We start from the raw sequence: 19088 nt of genomic DNA on the forward strand, positions 1-19088 counted from the left end.
TCAAATATCAAATTAGTACGGCAGGGACAGCAGATGTTCCTGCTGTTTTTAATATTGTTTTTGGAATCTTGTAGTTACTGTAGGATGCATCAATGTGTGCCAAGGACTTTTTGCACTGTACCTGTTTTATGATCTGATACCTTACCAGGTCATAAACTTCAAATAACTTTCTCGTATACTGTGCATTTCCATAAACCTTCCAGTACCCTGAAAACAGATAACCGTGTCCCTGATACCGGATAAACCCTTCTACATCGCACAGGGGATAGCCAAGGATTAAGCCCAGTTCATGGGGAAATCCTTTTTCTCCTCTCTTATATTTTTCATAATTTTTTTGCAGGGTTATAAAAATGTCGTTTAACTGAACAGACGGATAACCGCAGGTTTTTATAAACTTCTGATGCTCTGTTTTCATCAGATACTGCCTGAGTTCCTGCTCCCTGTAAAGCAGCCATACACACCTTTTTACTCCGGCATATATCAGACTGCACCGGATTTTGGTTCCCTTAAGTGACTGTATCAGAGTACTTGTGTCTTCCCTGTCCAGAGTCACCGTGTTTGACGGTTTCACCCCGGCAAACACCTGCGCACAATGCGCTGCAATTTTCATCTGTACATTATTTTTATATTTCACCTGGTCCAACTCTAAACGGCAGTTCATCCGGATTCTCCTTCTGTCAGTTATTGCTATAACGATAGGATGAGCAGTTCCGGTTTTTATATGTATAACATTTTATTTACCGCAGATGTATTCTGCAAATTTCTTCATTGCCTCAGTCTGTGATGTCCCTTCAAGTTTTGCAAGTACCACGGATATAGTCTGGGGCGGATCTAACGGAAGGATCTTCACCTGATCTGCATGAAAAATCCGAAAGTTGCTTTTCGCAAGAAGGCTCAATCCTTCACCCACAGCTACTCCGCTGATAATAGATTCCACACGTCCCGTCCGTATAATTTCAGGTGTAATTCCCGCTTCCTTTAACAGCTGGATGCAAAGCTCATATACCGAGGTGTATGGATTCATTAAAATGAATTTTTCCTCAGTCAGATCGGTGAGTTTTATAGAGGAACGGCCGGATAATCTGTGGTTCCTTGGAAGCACAACTGTCAGCTCATCTTCCGCCAGCGGGTAAGAAACACATCCAAGCTTTGAAAACAGGTTATGGCGTGCAATGATGTAATCATACTTTTTTTGGCGCAGCCCTACCAAGAGTTCTGCCTCCTCTGCCTCTTCAAAAGAGAAATCAATCTGCCGGTTTTGTTCTGTAAATGTTTTTAAGCGTGCTGTCAGGTCATATTGGGTTAAGATGGGCAGCGTTCCTATACGAAGCTTCTGTTTATGATTCGCCTGATAAGGCCTCAGCTTTGTCAGCATTTCAGAATAATTCTTAGTAAGGCGGCAGGCTTCCTGATAAAATACCTGCCCCGCCTCAGTCAGTTCCGCCTTTCTTTTGCTCCGGTCAAATAATTTCACATTCAATTCTCTTTCCAGCTTCATGATCTTTTTAGACAGCGTGGATTGGGATAAATTTAAAGTTTCCGCCGCTTCCAGAAAGGTATCATTTTCTGCCACAGCGATCAAATCACTTAATTGCTCAAAGGTCATAGGCGCCTCCTATTCATTCCATTATGGAATCAATTATACTACAGATCGAATTGATTCACTACCGGCCCCTTGCTAATATAGGTACAAAAGAACCCTGTTTCACAGAAAAATCATAAAATAAAAGGAGTAAGATTTATGTCTGATCAAATTACCGATCTTCGGAGCGCTTTAAAACGGTTAAAGGAAATACCGGGCCAGCTTCTGGAGACTCATGTGCCTGTAGAACCCATGGCCGAGCTTTCCGGCATTTACCGCCATGTGGGATCCGGAGGGACTGTTATGCGCCCGACGAAGGAAGGGCCCGCTATGCTGTTTCACAACATAAAGGGTCATCCCGATGCCAAAGCTGCCATAGGGATTCTGGCAAGCAGGGAGCGGGTGGCTGCTCTGCTGGACTGCCCTTCTGAAAAACTTGGATGGAAATTGTACGAATGTGCCGAACACCCTGTTGCACCAGTTGTTATAGACGGACAGGGTAAATCCCAGGAAACGGTTCACCTTGCAGACTCCCCGGACTTTGACTTAAGAACTTTGGTGCCGGCCCCTACTAACACGCCCGTGGATGCCGGCCCTTATATTACTCTGGGTATGTGTTATGCATCCCACCCGGATACCGGCCTCAGCGATGTAACCATACACAGGCTCTGCATCCAGGGCAAAGATGAACTTTCCATCTTTTTTACTCCCGGCGCACGGCATATCGGCGCCATGGCTGAGCGTGCAGAGGAATTAGGGCAGAGACTTCCGATTTCCATCAGTATCGGGGTTGATCCTGCCATTGAGATTGGTTCATGCTTTGAGCCTCCAACCACACCGCTGGGATTTGACGAATTGTCTATAGCCGGTGCTCTGCGCCAAAGACCGGTTGAACTATGCCGGTGTCTGACTGTCTGCGAGCATGCCATTGCGAACGCAGAGTATGTCATCGAAGGCGAAGTCATCCCCGGAGTAAGGGTACAGGAAGACAAAAACACCCGTACAGGATATGCCATGCCGGAGTTTCCTGGTTATACCGGTCCGGCCAGCAGCCAGTGCCGGCTGATCAAAGTTAAAGCTGTAACCCATCGGAAACATCCCATCATGCAGACATGCATCGGCCCCAGTGAAGAACATGTATCCATGGCTGGTATCCCCACAGAGGCAAGCATCATCGGCATGATTGAAAAAGCCATGCCTGGGCGTCTTAAAAATGTATACTGCTGCTCTTCAGGAGGAGGAAAATATATGGCAGTACTTCAATTTCAAAAGAAGGATCCAAGCGATGAAGGCCGCCAGAGACAGGCTGCTCTCCTGGCATTTTCAGCCTTCAGTGAACTGAAGCATATTTTCCTTGTGGACGAGGATGTAGACTGCTTTGATATGAATGATGTTCTGTGGGCTATGAACACACGGTTCCAGGGGGACTCCGATCTGATTACCATTCCCGGTGTCCGCTGCCATCCGCTGGATCCTTCCAATGACCCTGATTTTTCAGCAAGCATTCGGGATCACGGTATTGCATGCAAAACCATTTTTGACTGCACAGTTCCTTTTGCATTAAAAGAGCGGTTCCGCCGTGCACAGTTCCTGGATGTAGATCCCAGTCCGTGGATTTCTGAACCTAAAAAACGGGAGGTATAAACTATGGATAAAAAACGGCTGGCAGTAGGCATCAGCGGAGCATCCGGCATGCCAATCGCTGCAAAACTGCTGCAGACATTAAAAGCGGCTGGAATAGAAACCCACTTAATTTATACAGACAGTGCCGCAAAGACATTTTCTATTGAAACCGGCCTGCCCTTGGAAGAATTCTGCAGCCTTGCCCATACAGTCTATGACAACAGAGATATCGGCGCAGCCCCGGCCAGCGGAAGCTATCCCATGGACGGAATGATCGTAGTCCCATGCAGTATGAAAACTTTAGCGGGGATTTACAGCGGATACAGCGATAATCTGCTTCTGCGTGCCGCCGATGTTACATTAAAAGAACGCAGAAAACTGGTTCTTGTGACAAGGGAATGTCCTCTCAGCAATATCCACCTGAGAAATATGTATGAGGTTTCACAGGCAGGGGCCGTTATCCTGCCGCCTGTGCTGAGCTACTACAATCATCCTCAGTCGGTGGAAGATATGACAAAACACATCACTGGTAAAATTTTAGACCAGTTTGGAATAATATACAGTGAATTTCAGCGCTGGGAAGGGTAAGAAAATGACAGACCAGACTATGCTAAAAACAGAACTGTTCGGCTGCGAAATCTGTGCCCGTATCATCCGCCTGGAAGAAGGAATCCAGGTGAATATCTCCGGAGGAAGCCGCACCCATATTGGCGCAGTCAGCTTTATGGGTTATAATGGAATAAATGAAACCATACAGCTTCCCGGCCATAAAGATGCATATATCAGCGGCCATTGGGCTAAAACACTTTGGGACTGCCTGAGAGAACCTGTCTGCGTACAATGCGGCATCCATTATCCTGATTTAAGCCGTTCAGATATTGAATCCGTAACTGCTTCCTGTGACTGGATGCTGGAAACTCTTCTGGAAAAGCTTTCATAAGCTTTTCAGTATAACAAAAGATAAAAGAAAGGATTTAAAATGAAAAACGAAAACAGCTTTATTGCCTGTTATGACAAACCGTGGATCATAAAATCATCTGTCATTATCTTTCTCTGCGTTTGCGCCTCTATTGCATTTATATTGTGGGTTTTAAGAGATAACATACAAATGAGTCTCGTTAAATTTGTGTTCTGCATAGGAGCCATTTGTTACATGCTTTATCTGGGAATTACAAGAATTGTACAAATAACAAGAAAACATCCCTGTCTTGAGATTGATGAAAAGGGTCTTATCTATGACTCTGTTCCTCTTCACTGCAGAGAGTATTTTCACTGGGAAGATATACACAGCATGGAATTTTCCAATGAAAGCGGCTGGCGCACTATTAAAGTCACCGCATACAGCGCCAAAAAGAAAAAAATAACTTCGTTCACCATTTCTTTAAATCTGCTATATCATCCATCGGAAGTATCAGACACAGTAAAAGCATTTTGGGACTGTTATGGGAAAGGATATTAGTCCTTTCCCATGAGCATTTCTAAATTTATTAATTCTCTATCAAAAAATACAACTTGATTTTTAGTCTTGACATCAAAATACACATCTGGTATATTATAACAAATTATATGCATATAATGGAATTTATTAATATTACAAGAAAAAAAGGTATTAACATGAAAAGACTTTTGATTAGTTTATTAGTTACAACTATTTTATTTTCCGCACCATCTTCCACTTTCGCAATGGATAAAAGAGTAAAAGCATCAAAACATTGGGTTTCAGTCAAAGAGATTACAGCAGCAGAAGCAAAATCACATAAAAATTGGAAAAAAGGGTACCTTAAAGGAAATGGAAAGGGTTACGTAACAGCAAGTCAAAACATTATGTAACAGTTAAGTTATGGGCGGATTATTCAACCGGCTGCTGGAAGACTTCTAAAAAATATGGGGGAAGGGTAAAGTAGATAATAGTACAGGCTGGGCTACAAAAAATTGCTGCCTGTTAAATCTATATTCTTCAAGTGTATATTATGGTTTTCAATAAAAATATTAAAAATTATCTGGTCTTTCTATTGATTATGTTTATATTTGTATTTGGGTCATCTGTCTATTCCTATGGACTGCTTATAGAAAGAAATAATTCTGTAATTCCACAGAATTATGATCAGGGTGACTGGCTTTTAAGCGATAACTATGATCGAAAAGGCCACAGTTATGAGAATTTCTTAAGAGAAAAAAACTCTCTGGAAACACTACAACAAGTATACCAACATCTTCTGAATATTAAAAATATCGATTATTATGAAATCTCAAATCAAAATTTTATCTATAATAAAAGATTTAATGGTAGTAAGAATTTCATTAATGGTGAGGGAAATCAAAAAGTCAATGGTATGTTGATTACACCTTTAAAATCCATACAGGTATCAGAACTCTATGTAAAAAAACAAAATCTAAACCTTAAAGTACATTCTGGAAGTTTTTTTGACCAATCTGCATACAAAAAAACCTCCAGACAAATTATTCCTGTAGTGGCAGGTGCAAATTATCAACATATTTTTAAATTAAACTCCATTCTTGAAAACTCCTATCTGGCGACCCAAAATATCCGCTGCAAAATCATAGGGTTTCTTGATAAAAATACAACCGCCAGCATAGATGGAGAAAATATCAATTTAGATAATTATTTAATCATGCCCAGTATTAAATTATCCACAGGGGACACTTTAGAATTTAAAAAAATTCTGCTGTCAGACAAATGCGAAGGCTATCTTCACTATAATAACAAAAAAGAATATCATGAAATGGCCCGTCAAATAAAAAAAATTGTAAAAGAAACCGGTTATGAATATATCATTCCACCGGAAATAAAATATAATTTATACCATCTGTCCATTGCTCAAACATTGTTGATCTTTCTCTTATCCGCTTTGGCTTTAATGCTGGCTGTCAGAAAATTATACAGAGAATCGTTTATCAAACCGGGAAATTATCTGATGCAGGTCACAATTAAGCATCTGTCCGTTTATTTTGGATGGCTATTTTCTGCTTATTTGATCAGCCAAATAATTCTTCTAGGCCTATATCCGAATCACCGGAATATATTTATCCGTACGAGACTGACAACAGTGATATTTTTTCTGTCTGTTGGAAGTTTCTTGACATTGCTGTCTGTGATTCGCTGGAAGAAAGGGGAAAAAATATGAGAGAGAATTTTTCAAAAGGGGCCATACTTCTTGCTCAGGCACTAACTGCAGGACTTATTATATATGGAATGACTGCTGCAGTTTTAAAGGTTATGGGAAAAACCAAGTCATTAAAAAACGGAAATTGGGTTCTGCATTGCCTCTTTACTATATATTTGATTTTTATAGGAATTGTCACCGGCATGTTTTCTTTTGATGCCTGGAGCCTTCATGGTGCCCATAACTACAACTTAATTCCTTTCATTGGTGAAGATCTTTCCTATATCATTCTGAATGTTCTGCTGTTCCTTCCAATGGGAGTTTTTCTCCCCTTAGTACAGAAGAAAGAAAATCGCAGTCTGAAAAGAACCATACTGTTTGTATTCTCTCTTTCGCTAATCATAGAATGTGTTCAGTTTTTCTTTGTGGGACGACTGGCAGATATTGATGACCTTATCGCCAATACCTTGGGAGGTGTATTAGGATATGCGCTGTATAAGTCAATCTTCTGTCTGACAAACCGATATGTCAGCAGCAAAACACCCGGTTTGGGGACATATTCAATCGTCATCAGCATAATTACCTTATTTTTTGGTTTTACCTTTCCTCCTATGATTTGTTATGGAGACATGATTCTGGCCCGATTTGGAATCCCAATTTGGTCAGGTAATCAAAATGGCATCATCTCACTGGATGGGCTTCACTATAGTTTATATTTATATCTGACATTCAGTATTTTAGGAATTGTCACAGCCATAAGACATCCCAATGACTTGGGAAGTAAAATAGGAAGATACGTTTCCTGTGCATCTATCTTATACTTTACAGTTAAAATCGTTCTAAACCTGATTTATACTTATTTCTGACCGCAGTAAAACATAGAGGAAACTGCACTTCACCTGGCCCTTTTTTAAACAGTCTCCTCTAAAAGTTCATTTCCTTTCCCATGAGCCTTCTATTATCCATCTCTATCAGTTCCTGTGCCGTCTGAACATCCGTAACCAGCCCGTCCACAATCTTATGCCTGAGAGCCGCATACACACTTGCGGCTTTCTCCGCTCCCTCTGTCACAGCGATCACTTCCGGGATCTGTTTAATCTCGCCAATATTCAAAGACATAAGCTGCTGATTCCATTTGCAGTCGATCAATTCCCCGCCCTTATCAAAATAATTATAAGAAATATCTCCGATCAGACGTCTGCTGATGTCATCCTTTTCCCGGTTGATTCCGTGGAGATAGGATTCTGTCAGTTCAAAATACTGCGGGGAGCTTCCCAGGCCTACAACCGCCAGATCTGCATTCCGGGCTTTTTCCATAACACTTTTAATAAAATGCTGTTTCATGAGCATCTCTTTTGCTTCTTTTGAGTCCAGAACAATGGGCGCATGCAGCTGAAGGCTGTTTCCGCCGCTGTTTTTTGCCATTCTCTCACAAACCACATTGGCCTGGATCTCCCACCGTTCTTCTCCCAGTCCTCCGGACATGGGCACAAATGTCACATGGTCAAACGGTACCCCGGATGAAAAGTTCTCCGCAATCTGACGGGTTGTATTACCTGCTGTCATAGCCACATATTTTACAGAGGACAGTTTCCTCGCCAAATATTTGCCAGCAGCCGCACCCACTGTTTTTACCGGCTTCTCACTGTTTTCCACGCTGACACAAACAGCCTCTTTGATCTGAAACCGCTTTTTTATTTCTTCCTCCAGTTTTCTGTACGGATGGAATTCCTCATCATGGATAATGATCTCGACAATCCCGATTTTCCTCGCTTTTGAAAGAAGCTTAGATACAAGCGAACGGCTCATATTAAACTTCTTTGCAATTCTCTGCTGGGTCCATTCTTCCTCATAGTAAAGCCGCGTAATTTCCGCAAGCATTCTGACTTCTTCTGCATCTGCCATTGGTCTCCCTCCCACAAAAAAACGTATTCCCTCTTCCTCCCCGATTATAGCAGAACTGAAAGGTATTCAGCCATCACATCCTGCTTCATATGCATCCAATAATATCTTTTCTGCCTCTGCATTCCAGCATCCATTATGAGCTTCACAGGATTCCGCCAGCTTTTTAAACAGCGGATTTTTCTTTCCAAGCACTGCAAAATCATCTATAGCTGTCAGCGGCAAGTCAATCTGGGTATAAATCATTTTCTTCCCGCCCGGGATGTCAGGTACATGAAGAGTCGTCTCAATGGCACTCTCCAATCCTCCGATGTGGGTCACCATAACCGTTGGGCGGATTCTTTTTTGTTCCATCAGTTTAAGGGCATCGCGGAGGTCCTCATTGGTGCTTCCGGTAAATCCGACCAGATGAGTGTAGGAGTAGTGCACATTGTACATATTGATCCTTGCAGAAAGCTTTTGCTCCACAGGTCCTGCAAAGAAATTCATACACCCGTCTTTTCCCAGTACCTGGTCTGCCTGTTCAATCAAAGATTCCACGGGAGCATAAACAAACACATCATCATAGCCTTTGCCATTATTTAATTTTTTCAGTTCTTCCACTAAATCTTCACATTCTCCTGCATTCACAAAGATTAATTCCCTGCCGCTTTCCGGTTCAGGGACAAGTATTTTTTCTGCCCTTTCAAGCCTTTCTCCGGACATATCGACCGCAATGATTTTGGAAGGGCCGTTTTCCAGCTGAAGGGCATAATCAATACATTCCAGTCCCATAGGGCCGCAGGCTCCGAAGATCACAAGGCTTCCCCCGGGCTTCACGCCCATGCGGTGTTCATGGTCTTCTTCCGATGTATGGTACATTCTCCGGTACCCGGCAATGATACAGGCTGTCGGCTCAGATAAAGATGCCTCAAAGAAGGAATCTCCTTCAAACGGGATCAGGCATCCGTGTCTCATCACTTCCTCCGGAAGTATACAGTAGGTACAGTCTCCTCCATAAGTTTCATAATAATATCCGGCTGTTTTTAACTGTCCGTCCTGAGTGACTGTTGGCAGCACAGTAAATTTCTGTCCCTCTTTATATTCCCCTTTCCACTTATCCCCCACTTGAATGATAACACCTGACATCTCATGTCCGATGATTGATGGGTGTTCCTGCAGGTCCGGTCTTGCCCTTTTATGGGATGCTCCCTGTTTAGCCAGCTTATAGGTAGACATACAGACGCTGTCCGAAATAATCTTCACGAGAATTTCATTCTCTTGCAGCGGCGGCAGTTCAAAGGTATCCAGCCTCAGGTCCCCTTTTCCGTAAAGTCTGATTGCTTGTGTTTGCATAGTCTGCACCTCTTTCTTATAATTCAGGGTTTTCTTGAAATTCATCCCCATCATAATTTCCTTTCTGAACCTCCGTCAATCAAAAGTGAAGACTTGGAACAAATGTTACGGAACCCTCCGGATTTTTGTATTTATTTTTGTACAATCGTAAATTATGTTCCAAAACATTCAGAAGAATTGACTTCACTTTGAGTGCGGGCTAGTATCAACACATGTTAAGTGTTCACGTGAAACTGCTTGTCAACCTATTCATATCAAGGAGGTGCTAACCGCTTTATGATTACTTATGTTCTTGGGATTCTGATGGTCACAATGACAGCTCAGGCAGCCTTAGGCTGGTTTCAGATCAAACGCATGTACCAGTCAATCGAAGATCTGAAAAAGGCCTGCCGACACACCCCGAATATCCTGGCTGCCGGTTTTGCAAAATCCGGCCTTGCCTTCCGCCCGGGCGTGATTGTACTGGTGGTGGTGAACCATTCGGAGGAAATTGTAGATTACTATGAAATGAAAGGGCGGACTGTGTTTTCAAAATTTCATCAGAAAAAAGGCTTCATCGGATGTTCTGCCAAAGATGCAAAAGCTTTGATGAAGAAGAAAAATGAGAAAGCCGCTTATGCATCAGCCTTGAAACAAATTGCTGAAAAACGAAAAACTGCTGTCTGTCCATGTTAAGGAGGATGAACTTATGAATGTATTTGTAAAACTGGCCGAGGGATTTACCGGAATTGTCTCTGCCGGAGGAGAAAACCTGATGGGACTGATCACCGGAATCCTTCCGAATCTGCTGATTTTGCTCACCTGTATCAATGCGGTCATCACACTGGTTGGGGAAGACCGGGTCATGAACTTTTCTAAAAAGCTGACACGTTTCCGCCTGCTGCGCTACACTCTGCTTCCGGTGATCTCTTTGTTTTTCCTTACCAACCCTATGTGCTATACCATGGGGCGGTTCGTGGAGGAAGACCAAAAGCCTGCTTTCATTGATGCCTGCTTCTCTTTTGCCCACCCTATAACAGGCCTGTTTCCTCACGGCAATGCAGGGGAACTTTTTGTCTGGACCGGTATCGCTGCCGGCATTACAAAGCTTGGTTATTCCACCATGCCTTTGGCTGTGCGGTATCTGCTGGCCGGTGTCATTGTTATATTTATCCGCGGCAATGCCACAGAGTTTCTCACGAAAAAAATCATGGCAAGAAATAAAGGAGGTGCTGCAAAATGAAACCAGCTGTAACGATTACAAAAGGCTCCAGCGGATGGGGCGGACCATTGACTGTCTATGAGACAGAAACCCGAAAAGTTGTTGCTTCTGTCACCGGAGGCTCTATCCATCCACTGGCCGAAAAGATTGCGGACCTTCTGGGTGTCCCTGTGGTAGATGCATTTAACAATAAAGTGGAACCCGACACGATCATTATCGCAGTGGTGGACTGCGGCGGAACACTGCGCTGCGGCGTTTACCCGAAAATGGGTGTTAAGACCATTGATATCCACCCAATCTCTCCGTCAGGACCTCTCAGCAAATACATAAAAGAAGATAACTTTGTCTCCGGCACTACCCTGGACTGCATCTCCTTAAACGGCGGGGCCGTATCCTGTGAACCTGAGAAGACAGAACAGACAGCTCCTGAAGCTCCTGCTGCCGAAGCAAAAGAAACAACAGATCCCGGCGGCAATAAGTTTTTTAACTTTATCACAAGTATGGGCCGGGGAATCGGAAGTATCGTCAATGTCTTCTATCAGGCAGGCCGGGATACCCTGGATATTGTCCTGAAAAATATACTTCCGTTTATGATCTTTGTCAGCATCATGGTGGGAATTATCAATTATACGGGAATCGGTGATCTCCTTGCCAATGCCATTAAACCGCTGGCCGGAAGTCTTCCGGGACTCTTAGGACTGTCTGTCTTCTGTGCCATCCCGTTTCTGTCCCCGGTTTTAGGACCCGGCGCAGTCATTGCCCAGGTAGTCGGCGTACTCCTCGGCGTAGAGATCGGAAAAGGCACAATCCCGATCGCTTATTCCCTTCCTGCACTGTTTGCCATTAATTCTCAGGTAGGATGTGACTTTGTACCGGTTGCACTGACACTGGCTGAGGCAGAAGACGAAACGGTAAGCGCCGGTGTACCGGCTATGCTCTTTACAAGACTTGTAACCGGACCTGCTGCTGTGCTCGTAGCTTATCTGTTAAGCTTTGGACTTTACAGTTAAATCAGAAATAGACAAAAAAACATTCAAACTGTTTTACTGCAAACAGTTTGAATGTTTTTTCCACTCTGCCAAAAGCTGCTGAAACTCCGGTTCTTTCTGAAGAAATTCAAATTCCTTATTTTCAGGATCTTCAAATAGCCTTAATAACTTTGGAAGGATAGTGTTCCCCAAATTTTTTGTGCCTGCTCTTGCTGCTATACGTTTATACAAAGGTGTCTTTCCCGGTTCCCAGTTTTTAAGGGCTGCAGGAATCATGTTCTTCAATATTTTTATACACTGCTCTGTATCTTTCCTTGTAAATGCAAGCTGAAGCGGCACTGAATAAGCCCCATAGTCCCACAGCCCGAACAGCTGCACCGCCTTTTCTGATATATCCGCAATCTCATCTGCATCTCTATTTCTGTGTTCTTTCAGTGCTATGATCATTAAGTCCAATAAAACTGCCTGAATATCACTTAATCTCATCACAAGCTTTCTCTCCAGAACGTATGCCGCCTCATCCCAGCGTTCCTGTTTCATCAGCAGCTTCGTTTGAACCTGTTTTTTATCCATCACAGGCTCCTCCGGAATCTCTTCCAGAAGTCTTTCCGCCCTCTCATATTCTTCCCTGTCTATATATTTATAGATCAGCAGGGTACGTGACCTGTCTCTGATCTCTGGGTCTGTACTCTGTGCTGTCCGTTCATACAGTTTTTCAATATCATCCAGAAAAGCAGCGCATTCGTCATAGGAATACAGACCTAAAATCCCCTCCAGTGCAATGGCAACATGCAAAACCAGGAGATCACAGTTCGGATATGCCCGCACCTTTTCCATTCCCATATGAAATGCATGTTCCGCACTATTGCAGGATGCATCCTCTGCCAAATCGTTTAAAAACTTTATGATTTCCTCAGATGTAGGTTCCTCTTTAAAAGACAGGAGCCTGTTCAAATCTGTATCCAGTAACCGTGCCAGTGCCGGAAGCAGAGTAATATCCGGATAGGATACCGCTTTTTCCCACTTATTCACGGCGGGTGCAGATACGCCAAGAAGCGATGCCATCTGCTCCTGCGTCATTCCTTTTTTTATTCTAAGTTCCCGGATTGTCTTATTGATCTTCATATGCCTGTCTCCTTTTCTGATTTCATTGTATCAATCCTTCAGGCCGCGGACAATTGAATCCTTTTTTATTTTTCCTCATGAAACTTAACCGGCAGTTAAAAGGAAGGCCTCAGCGGCCTTCCTTTTGTAAAATATTTTTAATTTCTGAAATTGTGTTTCCAGCATCTTTAAGCTTCTTTATTTTTTCTATCCTTGCAGTGCTCTCTTCTCTCCGGTATCTGCGCGTTAAATTCTCTTCCTCCTGTTCAAACAAAAGGAGCCCTTCCTCCGTATAATATTTTAATGTGCTGTAACGGCATCCGGTCAGGCGGACCAGCTCCCCTATTGTCACATACTCGGATGAGAGAATCTTATCCATACTTCTCTGTCTGGACATGGCATCACCTATTGATAAGCCGGAACCAGGGTTATGCCCTGTACCGGTAATTTATACACTGCCTTTGTTGTAGGAAAAATTCTGTAATAGCTGTTGTCTATGCGCAGCAGAGTCTCGCTTCCGTTTTTGACTTCCTCTGCATAATGGCCCCGTTCGGCTAAATAGCAAAGAACTGCTTCCCTCCGGCCTGCCACCGTTGAACCAAGAACTACCATGTCAATAAAAACAGCACTTCTTCTTTCCAGAAACGGAAACAGCAGATTTACCCCTTCCAGGTATGGATTTTGAAACAGGTTTTTCTTTGCCTTTAAAAATCCGGTGCTGAAATTTCCCAATGCACTGTGGAACTCTGCCTCAAACAGAATCCGGTAACATTCATTCTGTGTTGAAATATCACCGATCCGCTGTTTTACTTCTGTCTGTTCTGATGATGAAAAGAACTCAGACATCAGACAGGATTCCCGGAACATCCACAGCAGACAAACAGTTTCCACAGAAGGCATCCCGGCGTCCAAAACCTCAGCACGCACGCTTTCTACTACTTTTCTGTACTCTGTTTCACTGCTTCGGTATTCTAAAATCTTCACTCCGGCAGTTTCGTAATTCATATCGCATGCAATCAGAGCCGGAACCTCCTCCAGAACACCCTCTGCCTTTAAAAATCCTGCCGTTTCTTTCTCAATCTTCTTAATCTTTCTTTTGTCCAGCTTCTTTACATCCTGTATTATTTTGCTCAGGCATTCTTTAAACCCTGCTGCCTGCCCCTCGTCCATGTCAGAAAGCATGGGTTCCAGGGACATAAGGGCAGCAATCCCCCGGACCACAGCACTTTTTGCCGTTGTATTATGATTGGATTCCAGGGTGTTCAGGCCTGCAAGTGCCGCCTTTTGTGATAATTTATATTCCTCCATAAGTAACAACTCCTCTCCCGGATACTTACTACTTATTACTTACTACTTACGATTTAATTATAACACACTTTCTCAAAAATAAAAGAACTTTTTAGATTTCGTATGCTTAATAAAATGGGTACTTCTATATAATAAGACAAAAAGAAATGATGGCGTCCTGCCGCCATGATATACTTATATCATAAATAAAATTTTATGGAATATAACAAGAAAGTGAATGGAGTGCGGCAATGACAGAGGCAGAAAAGAAAAATATAATCAGCAAGATTTTTAAAGACCATAATCTATCTCCTGGTGAAGAAAAGCTGAATCAAATTGTGATGATTGCTCAGGAAATTAATTTTCCTGCCGGAACAACAATACAGGATATAGGGATGGAGCAAAAATATCTCTATCTCATTATAAAGGGCGCTGCAAGAAGCTATTATATTGATGTAAACGGCAATGATGTAACAAAAAGGTTCTTAATTGAGGACGAATTTGCAGTGGGGGAAAGCCTTTTCCTCACAGAAAGTCTGGAGGTTTTTGAGGCCCTGGAGAACTTAAAATGCCTCCGTTTTGAAGCAGAAAGATTTAAGGATATTATTCTTTCTGACAATACTTTGTCGATGATCTATATAAAAATGCTGGAGCAGACCGTAATTTATAAAATGCACCGTGAGTACAGCTTTCAGAATATGCCTGCCAAAGAACGGTACCTCTAGTTTAAAGAAATGTACGGCAGTATTGAAGAAAGAGTCCCTCAAAACATGATTGCATCCTATCTGGGGATCAAAAAGGAATCTCTCAGCAGAATCCGCCATCATTTATAAATTAACATTTGTTAATGCATAATTTCTCCGTCCAGAATAAAATTTCAGTCAGATAATCATTATTTACCCTGATGGAATTGGAGGAATGTACAGTGCTGTATAAAAATCAAAAATCATGGAAAGAGATTGAATCTTTTTTACCAAAGGAATATGAATTTAACTCAGATTATAAGCCGCAGGAAGAACATTGGAACTGGAAAGGAAACAATATACATCTTGATACTTTTCGTAATCCGGATGCCAGAGCAAAAATTATCTGTTTCCATGGTGTGGGAACAAACGGCCGGCAGATTTCTATGATTGTGGGAGGACCGCTGGCCAAAAATGGTTTTGAAACGATTATGGCCGATATGCCTGTTTATGGAATGACAGAAGTAAATCCAAAAATGCAGATTACATACGATGACTGGGTACAATGCGGAAGCAGTCTGGTTGATGAAGAACTGAAAAAGGATAGCCGTCCTGTTTTTCTGTACGGGCTCTCTGCCGGCGGTATGGAAACTTATCATATAGCTGCTGAAAATGGAAAGGTAAAAGGTATTATCGGCATGACCTTTCTCGATCAGAGAGAAAAACAGGTTCAGCTGACGACAGCCAGCAATAAATTTTGGGGGATTACAGGCGCCTTTCTTGCAAAGCTTTCCTGTGCAGCCGGATTTGGAGGATTTAAGATAAAAATGAGCATACCGTCAAAGATGAAAACCCTTGTCAATAACAAGGAATGTCTGAAAATTATGATGGACGATCCAACTTCGGCCGGCAATAAGGTTACAATGAAATTTCTGCACAGTTATATAACATATACGCCGGATATTGAGCCGGAGGATTTTACAGTCTGCCCGGTTCTTCTGACACAGCCGCAAAAAGACGGCTGGACACCGCAGTATTTAAGTGATACTTTTCTTGACAGGATAAAAAGGGTACCTGTAACAAAAAAAGTGCTTCAAAACGGCTCTCACTACCCGATTGAAAAAGAGGCACTGGAAGACCTGCAAAACCATATTTTAAGTTTTTTGAAAGAACAGCTGAAAACGATTCATCGTGAATGAGTTTTTCTTCAATATCTTTAGCCGGATCTGTGAAAAACAAAAAAACTGCCTGTAAATACAGACAGTTTTCTATGAAAGCGGGTGATGGGAATCGAACCCACGTGATCAGCTTGGAAGGCTGGAGTTCTACCATTGAACTACACCCGCATCTTTCAGACAAGTGATAGTATAGCAAACCTAAAAATAAAATGCAAGAACTTTTTTAAAATTTCTATAAAAGTTTTATACAGTGCCGAAATGCCAGTCAACTGCATCACAGTCGGCTGGCATTTGACTTCTTTTATGATGCGGGCCTGATTAAACTTCCTTTGCCTCAAATGGTATGGAATCATCCCATCCAATAAGAATTGTTAAAATCGCGCCAGTTACAAATGCAATCACAAGTCCTGCGATATAAAGAGGAAATGTGCTGCCTATAAAAGCCGGGATGCATGTAACTGAACCAAAAATGAACGCGTGTCCCAAAACACCAAATCCCCCTAAAAATGCACCTGTAATTGCACTTGCCAGAGAACCTGCGATCAGCGGCCGTTTATACTGCAGTGCAACCCCATAGAGTGCCGGCTCAACGATGCCTGATATTGCAACGGAGACAATAGAAGACATAGAATAACTTTTAAGGTCCTTATTTTTTGTCCGCAGCCACACTCCAAAACAAGCTCCGGCCATTGCAAAGTTGCAGGCACTTGTGACTGCCATCAGCATTGAGTTCCCTGTTTTCCCAAGTTCAGGAATGATAACCATAGTATTGATTGCCCAATGAAGTCCGAACATAATCATTACATTCCAAAACAGGGCAACAACCGCTCCGGAAACCCATCCATTTAAGTCCGTCAGCCAAAGAGTAAATGCACCAATATTTGTAGAAATAATATAACCTGCCGGCCCAAATACCAATGCGGTCAATGGCACCATGATCACGAGAGAAACAGCAGGTACAAGTATCATTTTCAGACTTTCCGGAATATGCTTATTTAAAAATTTTTCTAAATATGACTGTACTATCACTGCAGCAATTGGAGAAATAATTTGGCCTGTGTACTCAAGTGTCAGCATCGGGATTCCCATAAAACTTGACATTGTCCCCGCACCGTTTGTCATAAGCGCCGCATATTCCGGCATCATCAGCGCACCAATGATCAGCATGGATATAAAAGGGCTTGCGCCAAATTTCTTGGCTGTTGTAACCGCCAATAGAAACGGCAGAAATGTAAATACCGCAGACGATGCTGCATAGAGAACTGCATATGTACTGCCGGCATCGGAGAGAATACCTGCATTTACAGCAAGCAGCAGCATTCCTCTCAAAATTCCTGATCCTGCAAAAACAGGAAGAAGCGGTACAAAAATTGCTACAACAATATCAATTATTTTTGCTCCAAAAGATATTTTTTCAGAGGTTTTCACGTTGGTTCCATCAGTTACATTGCTCATAATCCACCTTTCCCTTCTTAAATTGACTTCAATTTTATAGATTCTTTAACCGTTTCACAGAGTTGGCAATAGAGCCAGTTTGAAAAATCGAACTGCCGGCAATTAAAACATCGGCCCCTGCATCTACAAGTTCACAGCCTGTAAGTTCGTTCACACCGCCGTCAACACTAATCGGAATATGGCATACCTCCTGATCCATGATCTCATGGAGACGTTCAAGTTTTTGATATATCGAATCTTCAAAAGGCTGTCCTCCATATCCAGGCTCTGCACTCATTAATATGATCCCGTCCACATGATGAAGAAGATATCTTAAACTCTCCACCCCGTATGCCGGCCCAATTCCAATCCCCGCTTTTACTCCTGTTTTTCTGATCTCCCGCAGCAGATGGATAGGATTAGGGCAGGCATCTAACTGAAATGTTACATAATCAGCTCCTGCCCGCTGAAAAATACTAAAAAAATTCTCAGGCCGCAGCAATTCAAAATGTACGGACAGCGGAAGCCTGGTAATCTTTTTTAAATCTGAAACAAGCTGAGGTCCAAAGGTTACGTTTTCAACGTATACTCCGTCCATGACATCTATATGTATAATGTCTGCACCTGCTTTTTCCGCTTCCAGCACTTGTTCTCCTATTTTTGTATGGTCACATGCCAAAATAGAAGCTGATATTTTCACCATAAATTCCCTCCGTATTTATTGTAATCCCAGAACATTTTCAACCTCTGACAGTGTCGGCATGGATTGTGCAGTTCCCCTTTTCTGTACGCTTAATGAAGCAACCGCATTGGCAAATTCAGCGGCCGCAAAAATATCTTTTTTCTTCGAATATGCATAGGCGAATCCTCCATTAAATGAATCCCCTGCACCGCTGGTATCAACGGCATCAACTTTATAAGACGGAATCATCACCTGCCTGGTCCCGTCAGAGACAAAAGCCCCTAAATGTCCCATAGTAATTACAACATTCTTTACACCTTTCTCATGGAAAAATGCACTTGCTTTCGATGCACTTTTCTCATCTGTAACCGGAAATTTACAAAAGCCGGCAGCTTCCATTTCATTCGGTGTAATAATATCTATATTGCGGTAAAAATCATCTGAAATTTCTGCATATGGAGCCGGATTCACAATTGTACTGCAGCCCATTTCTTTTGCAGTCTTCATAGCATATTCACAGGTTTCCATCGGTACGGAGAATTCTGTCATAACCACATCTGCGGCCTCAAAGCAGTGTATGTTCTTATCAATCACATCCCTTGTTATTGCGGCATTAGCGGCTACATTAATAATAATGGCATTCTGTCCGGAATCTTCTACCATAACATAGGCAGAACCACTGGACATAGCCGGTGCTTTACCAATATAATCTGTGTTTACACCCGCCCACTTTAAGTCATTGAAAAGAATTTCATTATTCGAATCATTTTCTCCAACCATACTGATAAACATCGTTTCCGCACCAAGGCGTCCGGCAGCAACAATCTGGTTTGCACCTTTTCCGCCCAGCATTTTTGTTACATTTTCACTAAAAATACTCTCTTTGGGTTTTGGCAGTTTCCTGCAGTTAATGATATAGTCCAAATTAATAGTTCCAATTCCTAAAATCATGATCGTACCTCC

Annotated in this window: 22 protein-coding genes and 1 tRNA gene; 12 read left to right on the forward strand and 11 right to left on the reverse strand. The window is 42.5% G+C overall.

The window, feature by feature from the left end; all coding sequences use genetic code 11:
* Positions 1-7: 7 nt before the first annotated feature.
* Together KH180_RS10410 and KH180_RS10415 are read right to left on the reverse strand one after the other, a co-directional pair.
* On the reverse strand, positions 8-661 hold the full coding sequence (locus KH180_RS10410; protein ID WP_290760006.1) for a DUF3793 family protein: 654 nt from the start codon (positions 659-661) through the stop codon (positions 8-10).
* A gap of 72 nt (positions 662-733) precedes the next feature.
* Positions 734-1606 (reverse strand): LysR family transcriptional regulator, encoded by an 873-nt coding sequence (locus tag KH180_RS10415; protein WP_290760008.1) that lies wholly within the window; start codon positions 1604-1606, stop codon positions 734-736.
* Positions 1607-1741: 135 nt separating this feature from the next.
* Between KH180_RS10415 and KH180_RS10420 the strand changes: the two genes are divergently transcribed.
* The 7 genes from KH180_RS10420 (at position 1742) to KH180_RS10450 (ending at position 7196) form a co-directional block, all read left to right on the forward strand.
* A complete protein-coding gene (locus KH180_RS10420) occupies positions 1742-3226 on the forward strand; it encodes a UbiD family decarboxylase (RefSeq protein ID WP_290760011.1) in 1485 nt (494 codons plus the stop codon).
* 3 nt (positions 3227-3229) lie between these two features.
* The gene (locus KH180_RS10425; protein WP_290760013.1) at positions 3230-3793 is read left to right on the forward strand and encodes a UbiX family flavin prenyltransferase; all 564 of its coding nucleotides are present in this window, start codon (positions 3230-3232) and stop codon (positions 3791-3793) included.
* A 4-nt stretch (positions 3794-3797) separates the two neighbouring features.
* Positions 3798-4145: a hypothetical protein gene (locus tag KH180_RS10430; RefSeq protein WP_290760015.1), complete on the forward strand. Its 348-nt coding sequence runs from the start codon at positions 3798-3800 to the stop codon at positions 4143-4145.
* Between the two features lie 168 nt (positions 4146-4313).
* Entirely contained in the window at positions 4314-4664 is a 351-nt protein-coding gene (locus KH180_RS10435; protein ID WP_290760017.1) for a hypothetical protein, read from the forward strand.
* Positions 4665-4819: 155 nt separating this feature from the next.
* Entirely contained in the window at positions 4820-5035 is a 216-nt protein-coding gene (locus KH180_RS10440; protein ID WP_290760019.1) for a hypothetical protein, read from the forward strand.
* A 140-nt stretch (positions 5036-5175) separates the two neighbouring features.
* Positions 5176-6351, forward strand: coding sequence for a hypothetical protein (locus tag KH180_RS10445; RefSeq protein ID WP_290760021.1), 1176 nt, complete (start codon positions 5176-5178; stop codon positions 6349-6351).
* On the forward strand, positions 6348-7196 hold the full coding sequence (locus KH180_RS10450) for a VanZ family protein (protein ID WP_290760024.1): 849 nt from the start codon (positions 6348-6350) through the stop codon (positions 7194-7196). Before KH180_RS10445 ends, KH180_RS10450 begins: the two co-directional genes overlap by 4 nt.
* A gap of 58 nt (positions 7197-7254) precedes the next feature.
* Here the strand turns inward: KH180_RS10450 and KH180_RS10455 are convergent, their stop codons facing one another.
* Together KH180_RS10455 and KH180_RS10460 are read right to left on the reverse strand one after the other, a co-directional pair.
* Positions 7255-8235, reverse strand: a complete 981-nt coding sequence (locus tag KH180_RS10455) for a sugar-binding transcriptional regulator (protein WP_290760026.1) — start codon at positions 8233-8235, stop codon at positions 7255-7257.
* A gap of 66 nt (positions 8236-8301) precedes the next feature.
* The gene (locus KH180_RS10460; RefSeq protein ID WP_290760027.1) at positions 8302-9567 is read right to left on the reverse strand and encodes a zinc-binding dehydrogenase; all 1266 of its coding nucleotides are present in this window, start codon (positions 9565-9567) and stop codon (positions 8302-8304) included.
* A 276-nt stretch (positions 9568-9843) separates the two neighbouring features.
* Here KH180_RS10460 and KH180_RS10465 point away from each other — a divergent pair, with 276 nt between their 5' ends.
* The 3 genes from KH180_RS10465 to srlE are packed head-to-tail and all read left to right on the forward strand — an operon-like array spanning position 9844 to position 11778.
* Positions 9844-10242, forward strand: coding sequence for a transcriptional regulator GutM (locus KH180_RS10465; RefSeq protein ID WP_290760029.1), 399 nt, complete (start codon positions 9844-9846; stop codon positions 10240-10242).
* A 13-nt stretch (positions 10243-10255) separates the two neighbouring features.
* Entirely contained in the window at positions 10256-10789 is a 534-nt protein-coding gene (gene srlA / locus KH180_RS10470; RefSeq protein WP_290760031.1) for a PTS glucitol/sorbitol transporter subunit IIC, read from the forward strand.
* Entirely contained in the window at positions 10786-11778 is a 993-nt protein-coding gene (gene srlE / locus KH180_RS10475) for a PTS glucitol/sorbitol transporter subunit IIB (protein WP_290760033.1), read from the forward strand. Before srlA ends, srlE begins: the two co-directional genes overlap by 4 nt.
* 33 nt (positions 11779-11811) lie before the next feature.
* On the opposite strand, the gene KH180_RS10480 is transcribed toward srlE, so the two are convergent.
* From KH180_RS10480 to KH180_RS10490, 3 genes are all read right to left on the reverse strand, one after another.
* On the reverse strand, positions 11812-12882 hold the full coding sequence (locus tag KH180_RS10480; RefSeq protein WP_290760035.1) for a helix-turn-helix domain-containing protein: 1071 nt from the start codon (positions 12880-12882) through the stop codon (positions 11812-11814).
* A gap of 109 nt (positions 12883-12991) precedes the next feature.
* Entirely contained in the window at positions 12992-13258 is a 267-nt protein-coding gene (locus tag KH180_RS10485; RefSeq protein WP_290760037.1) for a helix-turn-helix domain-containing protein, read from the reverse strand.
* An 8-nt stretch (positions 13259-13266) separates the two neighbouring features.
* Positions 13267-14169, reverse strand: a complete 903-nt coding sequence (locus KH180_RS10490; protein ID WP_290760039.1) for a hypothetical protein — start codon at positions 14167-14169, stop codon at positions 13267-13269.
* A 230-nt stretch (positions 14170-14399) separates the two neighbouring features.
* On the opposite strand from KH180_RS10490, the gene KH180_RS10495 reads away from it, so the two are divergent.
* Together KH180_RS10495 and KH180_RS10500 are read left to right on the forward strand one after the other, a co-directional pair.
* Positions 14400-14873 carry a Crp/Fnr family transcriptional regulator gene (locus KH180_RS10495; RefSeq protein ID WP_290760041.1) on the forward strand — a complete coding sequence of 158 codons (474 nt, stop codon included), beginning with the start codon at positions 14400-14402 and terminating at the stop codon, positions 14871-14873.
* Positions 14874-15073: 200 nt separating this feature from the next.
* Positions 15074-16030, forward strand: coding sequence for a serine aminopeptidase domain-containing protein (locus KH180_RS10500; RefSeq protein WP_290760043.1), 957 nt, complete (start codon positions 15074-15076; stop codon positions 16028-16030).
* A gap of 76 nt (positions 16031-16106) precedes the next feature.
* On the opposite strand, the gene KH180_RS10505 is transcribed toward KH180_RS10500, so the two are convergent.
* The 4 genes from KH180_RS10505 to rbsK form a co-directional block, all read right to left on the reverse strand.
* Positions 16107-16177, reverse strand: a tRNA-Gly gene (locus tag KH180_RS10505).
* Between the two features lie 150 nt (positions 16178-16327).
* Positions 16328-17464 carry a PTS transporter subunit EIIC gene (locus tag KH180_RS10510; protein ID WP_290760045.1) on the reverse strand — a complete coding sequence of 379 codons (1137 nt, stop codon included), beginning with the start codon at positions 17462-17464 and terminating at the stop codon, positions 16328-16330.
* Positions 17465-17498: 34 nt separating this feature from the next.
* Positions 17499-18146 (reverse strand): ribulose-phosphate 3-epimerase, encoded by a 648-nt coding sequence (rpe, locus tag KH180_RS10515; protein WP_290760047.1) that lies wholly within the window; start codon positions 18144-18146, stop codon positions 17499-17501.
* 15 nt (positions 18147-18161) lie between these two features.
* Positions 18162-19076 carry a ribokinase gene (gene rbsK, locus KH180_RS10520; RefSeq protein WP_290760049.1) on the reverse strand — a complete coding sequence of 305 codons (915 nt, stop codon included), beginning with the start codon at positions 19074-19076 and terminating at the stop codon, positions 18162-18164.
* Between the last annotated feature and the right edge of the window lie 12 nt (positions 19077-19088).

Origin of the sequence: Anaerostipes sp., assembly GCF_018381315.1 — a bacterium.
Taxonomy (GTDB): Bacteria; Bacillota; Clostridia; order Lachnospirales; family Lachnospiraceae; genus Anaerostipes.

What these genes read in the sequence shown, in the direction of transcription:
- KH180_RS10410 (WP_290760006.1), bottom strand. Translation starts at nt 661, where the DNA reads ATGAACTGCCGTTTAGAGTTGGACCAGGTGAAATATAAAAATAATGTA.
- rbsK (WP_290760049.1), bottom strand. Translation starts at nt 19,076, where the DNA reads ATGATTTTAGGAATTGGAACTATTAATTTGGACTATATCATTAACTGC.
- srlA (WP_290760031.1), top strand. Translation starts at nt 10,256, where the DNA reads ATGAATGTATTTGTAAAACTGGCCGAGGGATTTACCGGAATTGTCTCT.
- KH180_RS10425 (WP_290760013.1), top strand. Translation starts at nt 3,230, where the DNA reads ATGGATAAAAAACGGCTGGCAGTAGGCATCAGCGGAGCATCCGGCATG.
- KH180_RS10465 (WP_290760029.1), top strand. Translation starts at nt 9,844, where the DNA reads ATGATTACTTATGTTCTTGGGATTCTGATGGTCACAATGACAGCTCAG.
- KH180_RS10440 (WP_290760019.1), top strand. Translation starts at nt 4,820, where the DNA reads ATGAAAAGACTTTTGATTAGTTTATTAGTTACAACTATTTTATTTTCC.
- KH180_RS10485 (WP_290760037.1), bottom strand. Translation starts at nt 13,258, where the DNA reads ATGTCCAGACAGAGAAGTATGGATAAGATTCTCTCATCCGAGTATGTG.
- KH180_RS10420 (WP_290760011.1), top strand. Translation starts at nt 1,742, where the DNA reads ATGTCTGATCAAATTACCGATCTTCGGAGCGCTTTAAAACGGTTAAAG.
- KH180_RS10460 (WP_290760027.1), bottom strand. Translation starts at nt 9,567, where the DNA reads ATGCAAACACAAGCAATCAGACTTTACGGAAAAGGGGACCTGAGGCTG.
- KH180_RS10435 (WP_290760017.1), top strand. Translation starts at nt 4,314, where the DNA reads ATGAGTCTCGTTAAATTTGTGTTCTGCATAGGAGCCATTTGTTACATG.
- srlE (WP_290760033.1), top strand. Translation starts at nt 10,786, where the DNA reads ATGAAACCAGCTGTAACGATTACAAAAGGCTCCAGCGGATGGGGCGGA.
- KH180_RS10495 (WP_290760041.1), top strand. Translation starts at nt 14,400, where the DNA reads ATGACAGAGGCAGAAAAGAAAAATATAATCAGCAAGATTTTTAAAGAC.
- KH180_RS10510 (WP_290760045.1), bottom strand. Translation starts at nt 17,464, where the DNA reads ATGAGCAATGTAACTGATGGAACCAACGTGAAAACCTCTGAAAAAATA.
- rpe (WP_290760047.1), bottom strand. Translation starts at nt 18,146, where the DNA reads ATGGTGAAAATATCAGCTTCTATTTTGGCATGTGACCATACAAAAATA.
- KH180_RS10490 (WP_290760039.1), bottom strand. Translation starts at nt 14,169, where the DNA reads ATGGAGGAATATAAATTATCACAAAAGGCGGCACTTGCAGGCCTGAAC.
- KH180_RS10445 (WP_290760021.1), top strand. Translation starts at nt 5,176, where the DNA reads ATGGTTTTCAATAAAAATATTAAAAATTATCTGGTCTTTCTATTGATT.
- KH180_RS10415 (WP_290760008.1), bottom strand. Translation starts at nt 1,606, where the DNA reads ATGACCTTTGAGCAATTAAGTGATTTGATCGCTGTGGCAGAAAATGAT.
- KH180_RS10450 (WP_290760024.1), top strand. Translation starts at nt 6,348, where the DNA reads ATGAGAGAGAATTTTTCAAAAGGGGCCATACTTCTTGCTCAGGCACTA.
- KH180_RS10430 (WP_290760015.1), top strand. Translation starts at nt 3,798, where the DNA reads ATGACAGACCAGACTATGCTAAAAACAGAACTGTTCGGCTGCGAAATC.
- KH180_RS10455 (WP_290760026.1), bottom strand. Translation starts at nt 8,235, where the DNA reads ATGGCAGATGCAGAAGAAGTCAGAATGCTTGCGGAAATTACGCGGCTT.
- KH180_RS10480 (WP_290760035.1), bottom strand. Translation starts at nt 12,882, where the DNA reads ATGAAGATCAATAAGACAATCCGGGAACTTAGAATAAAAAAAGGAATG.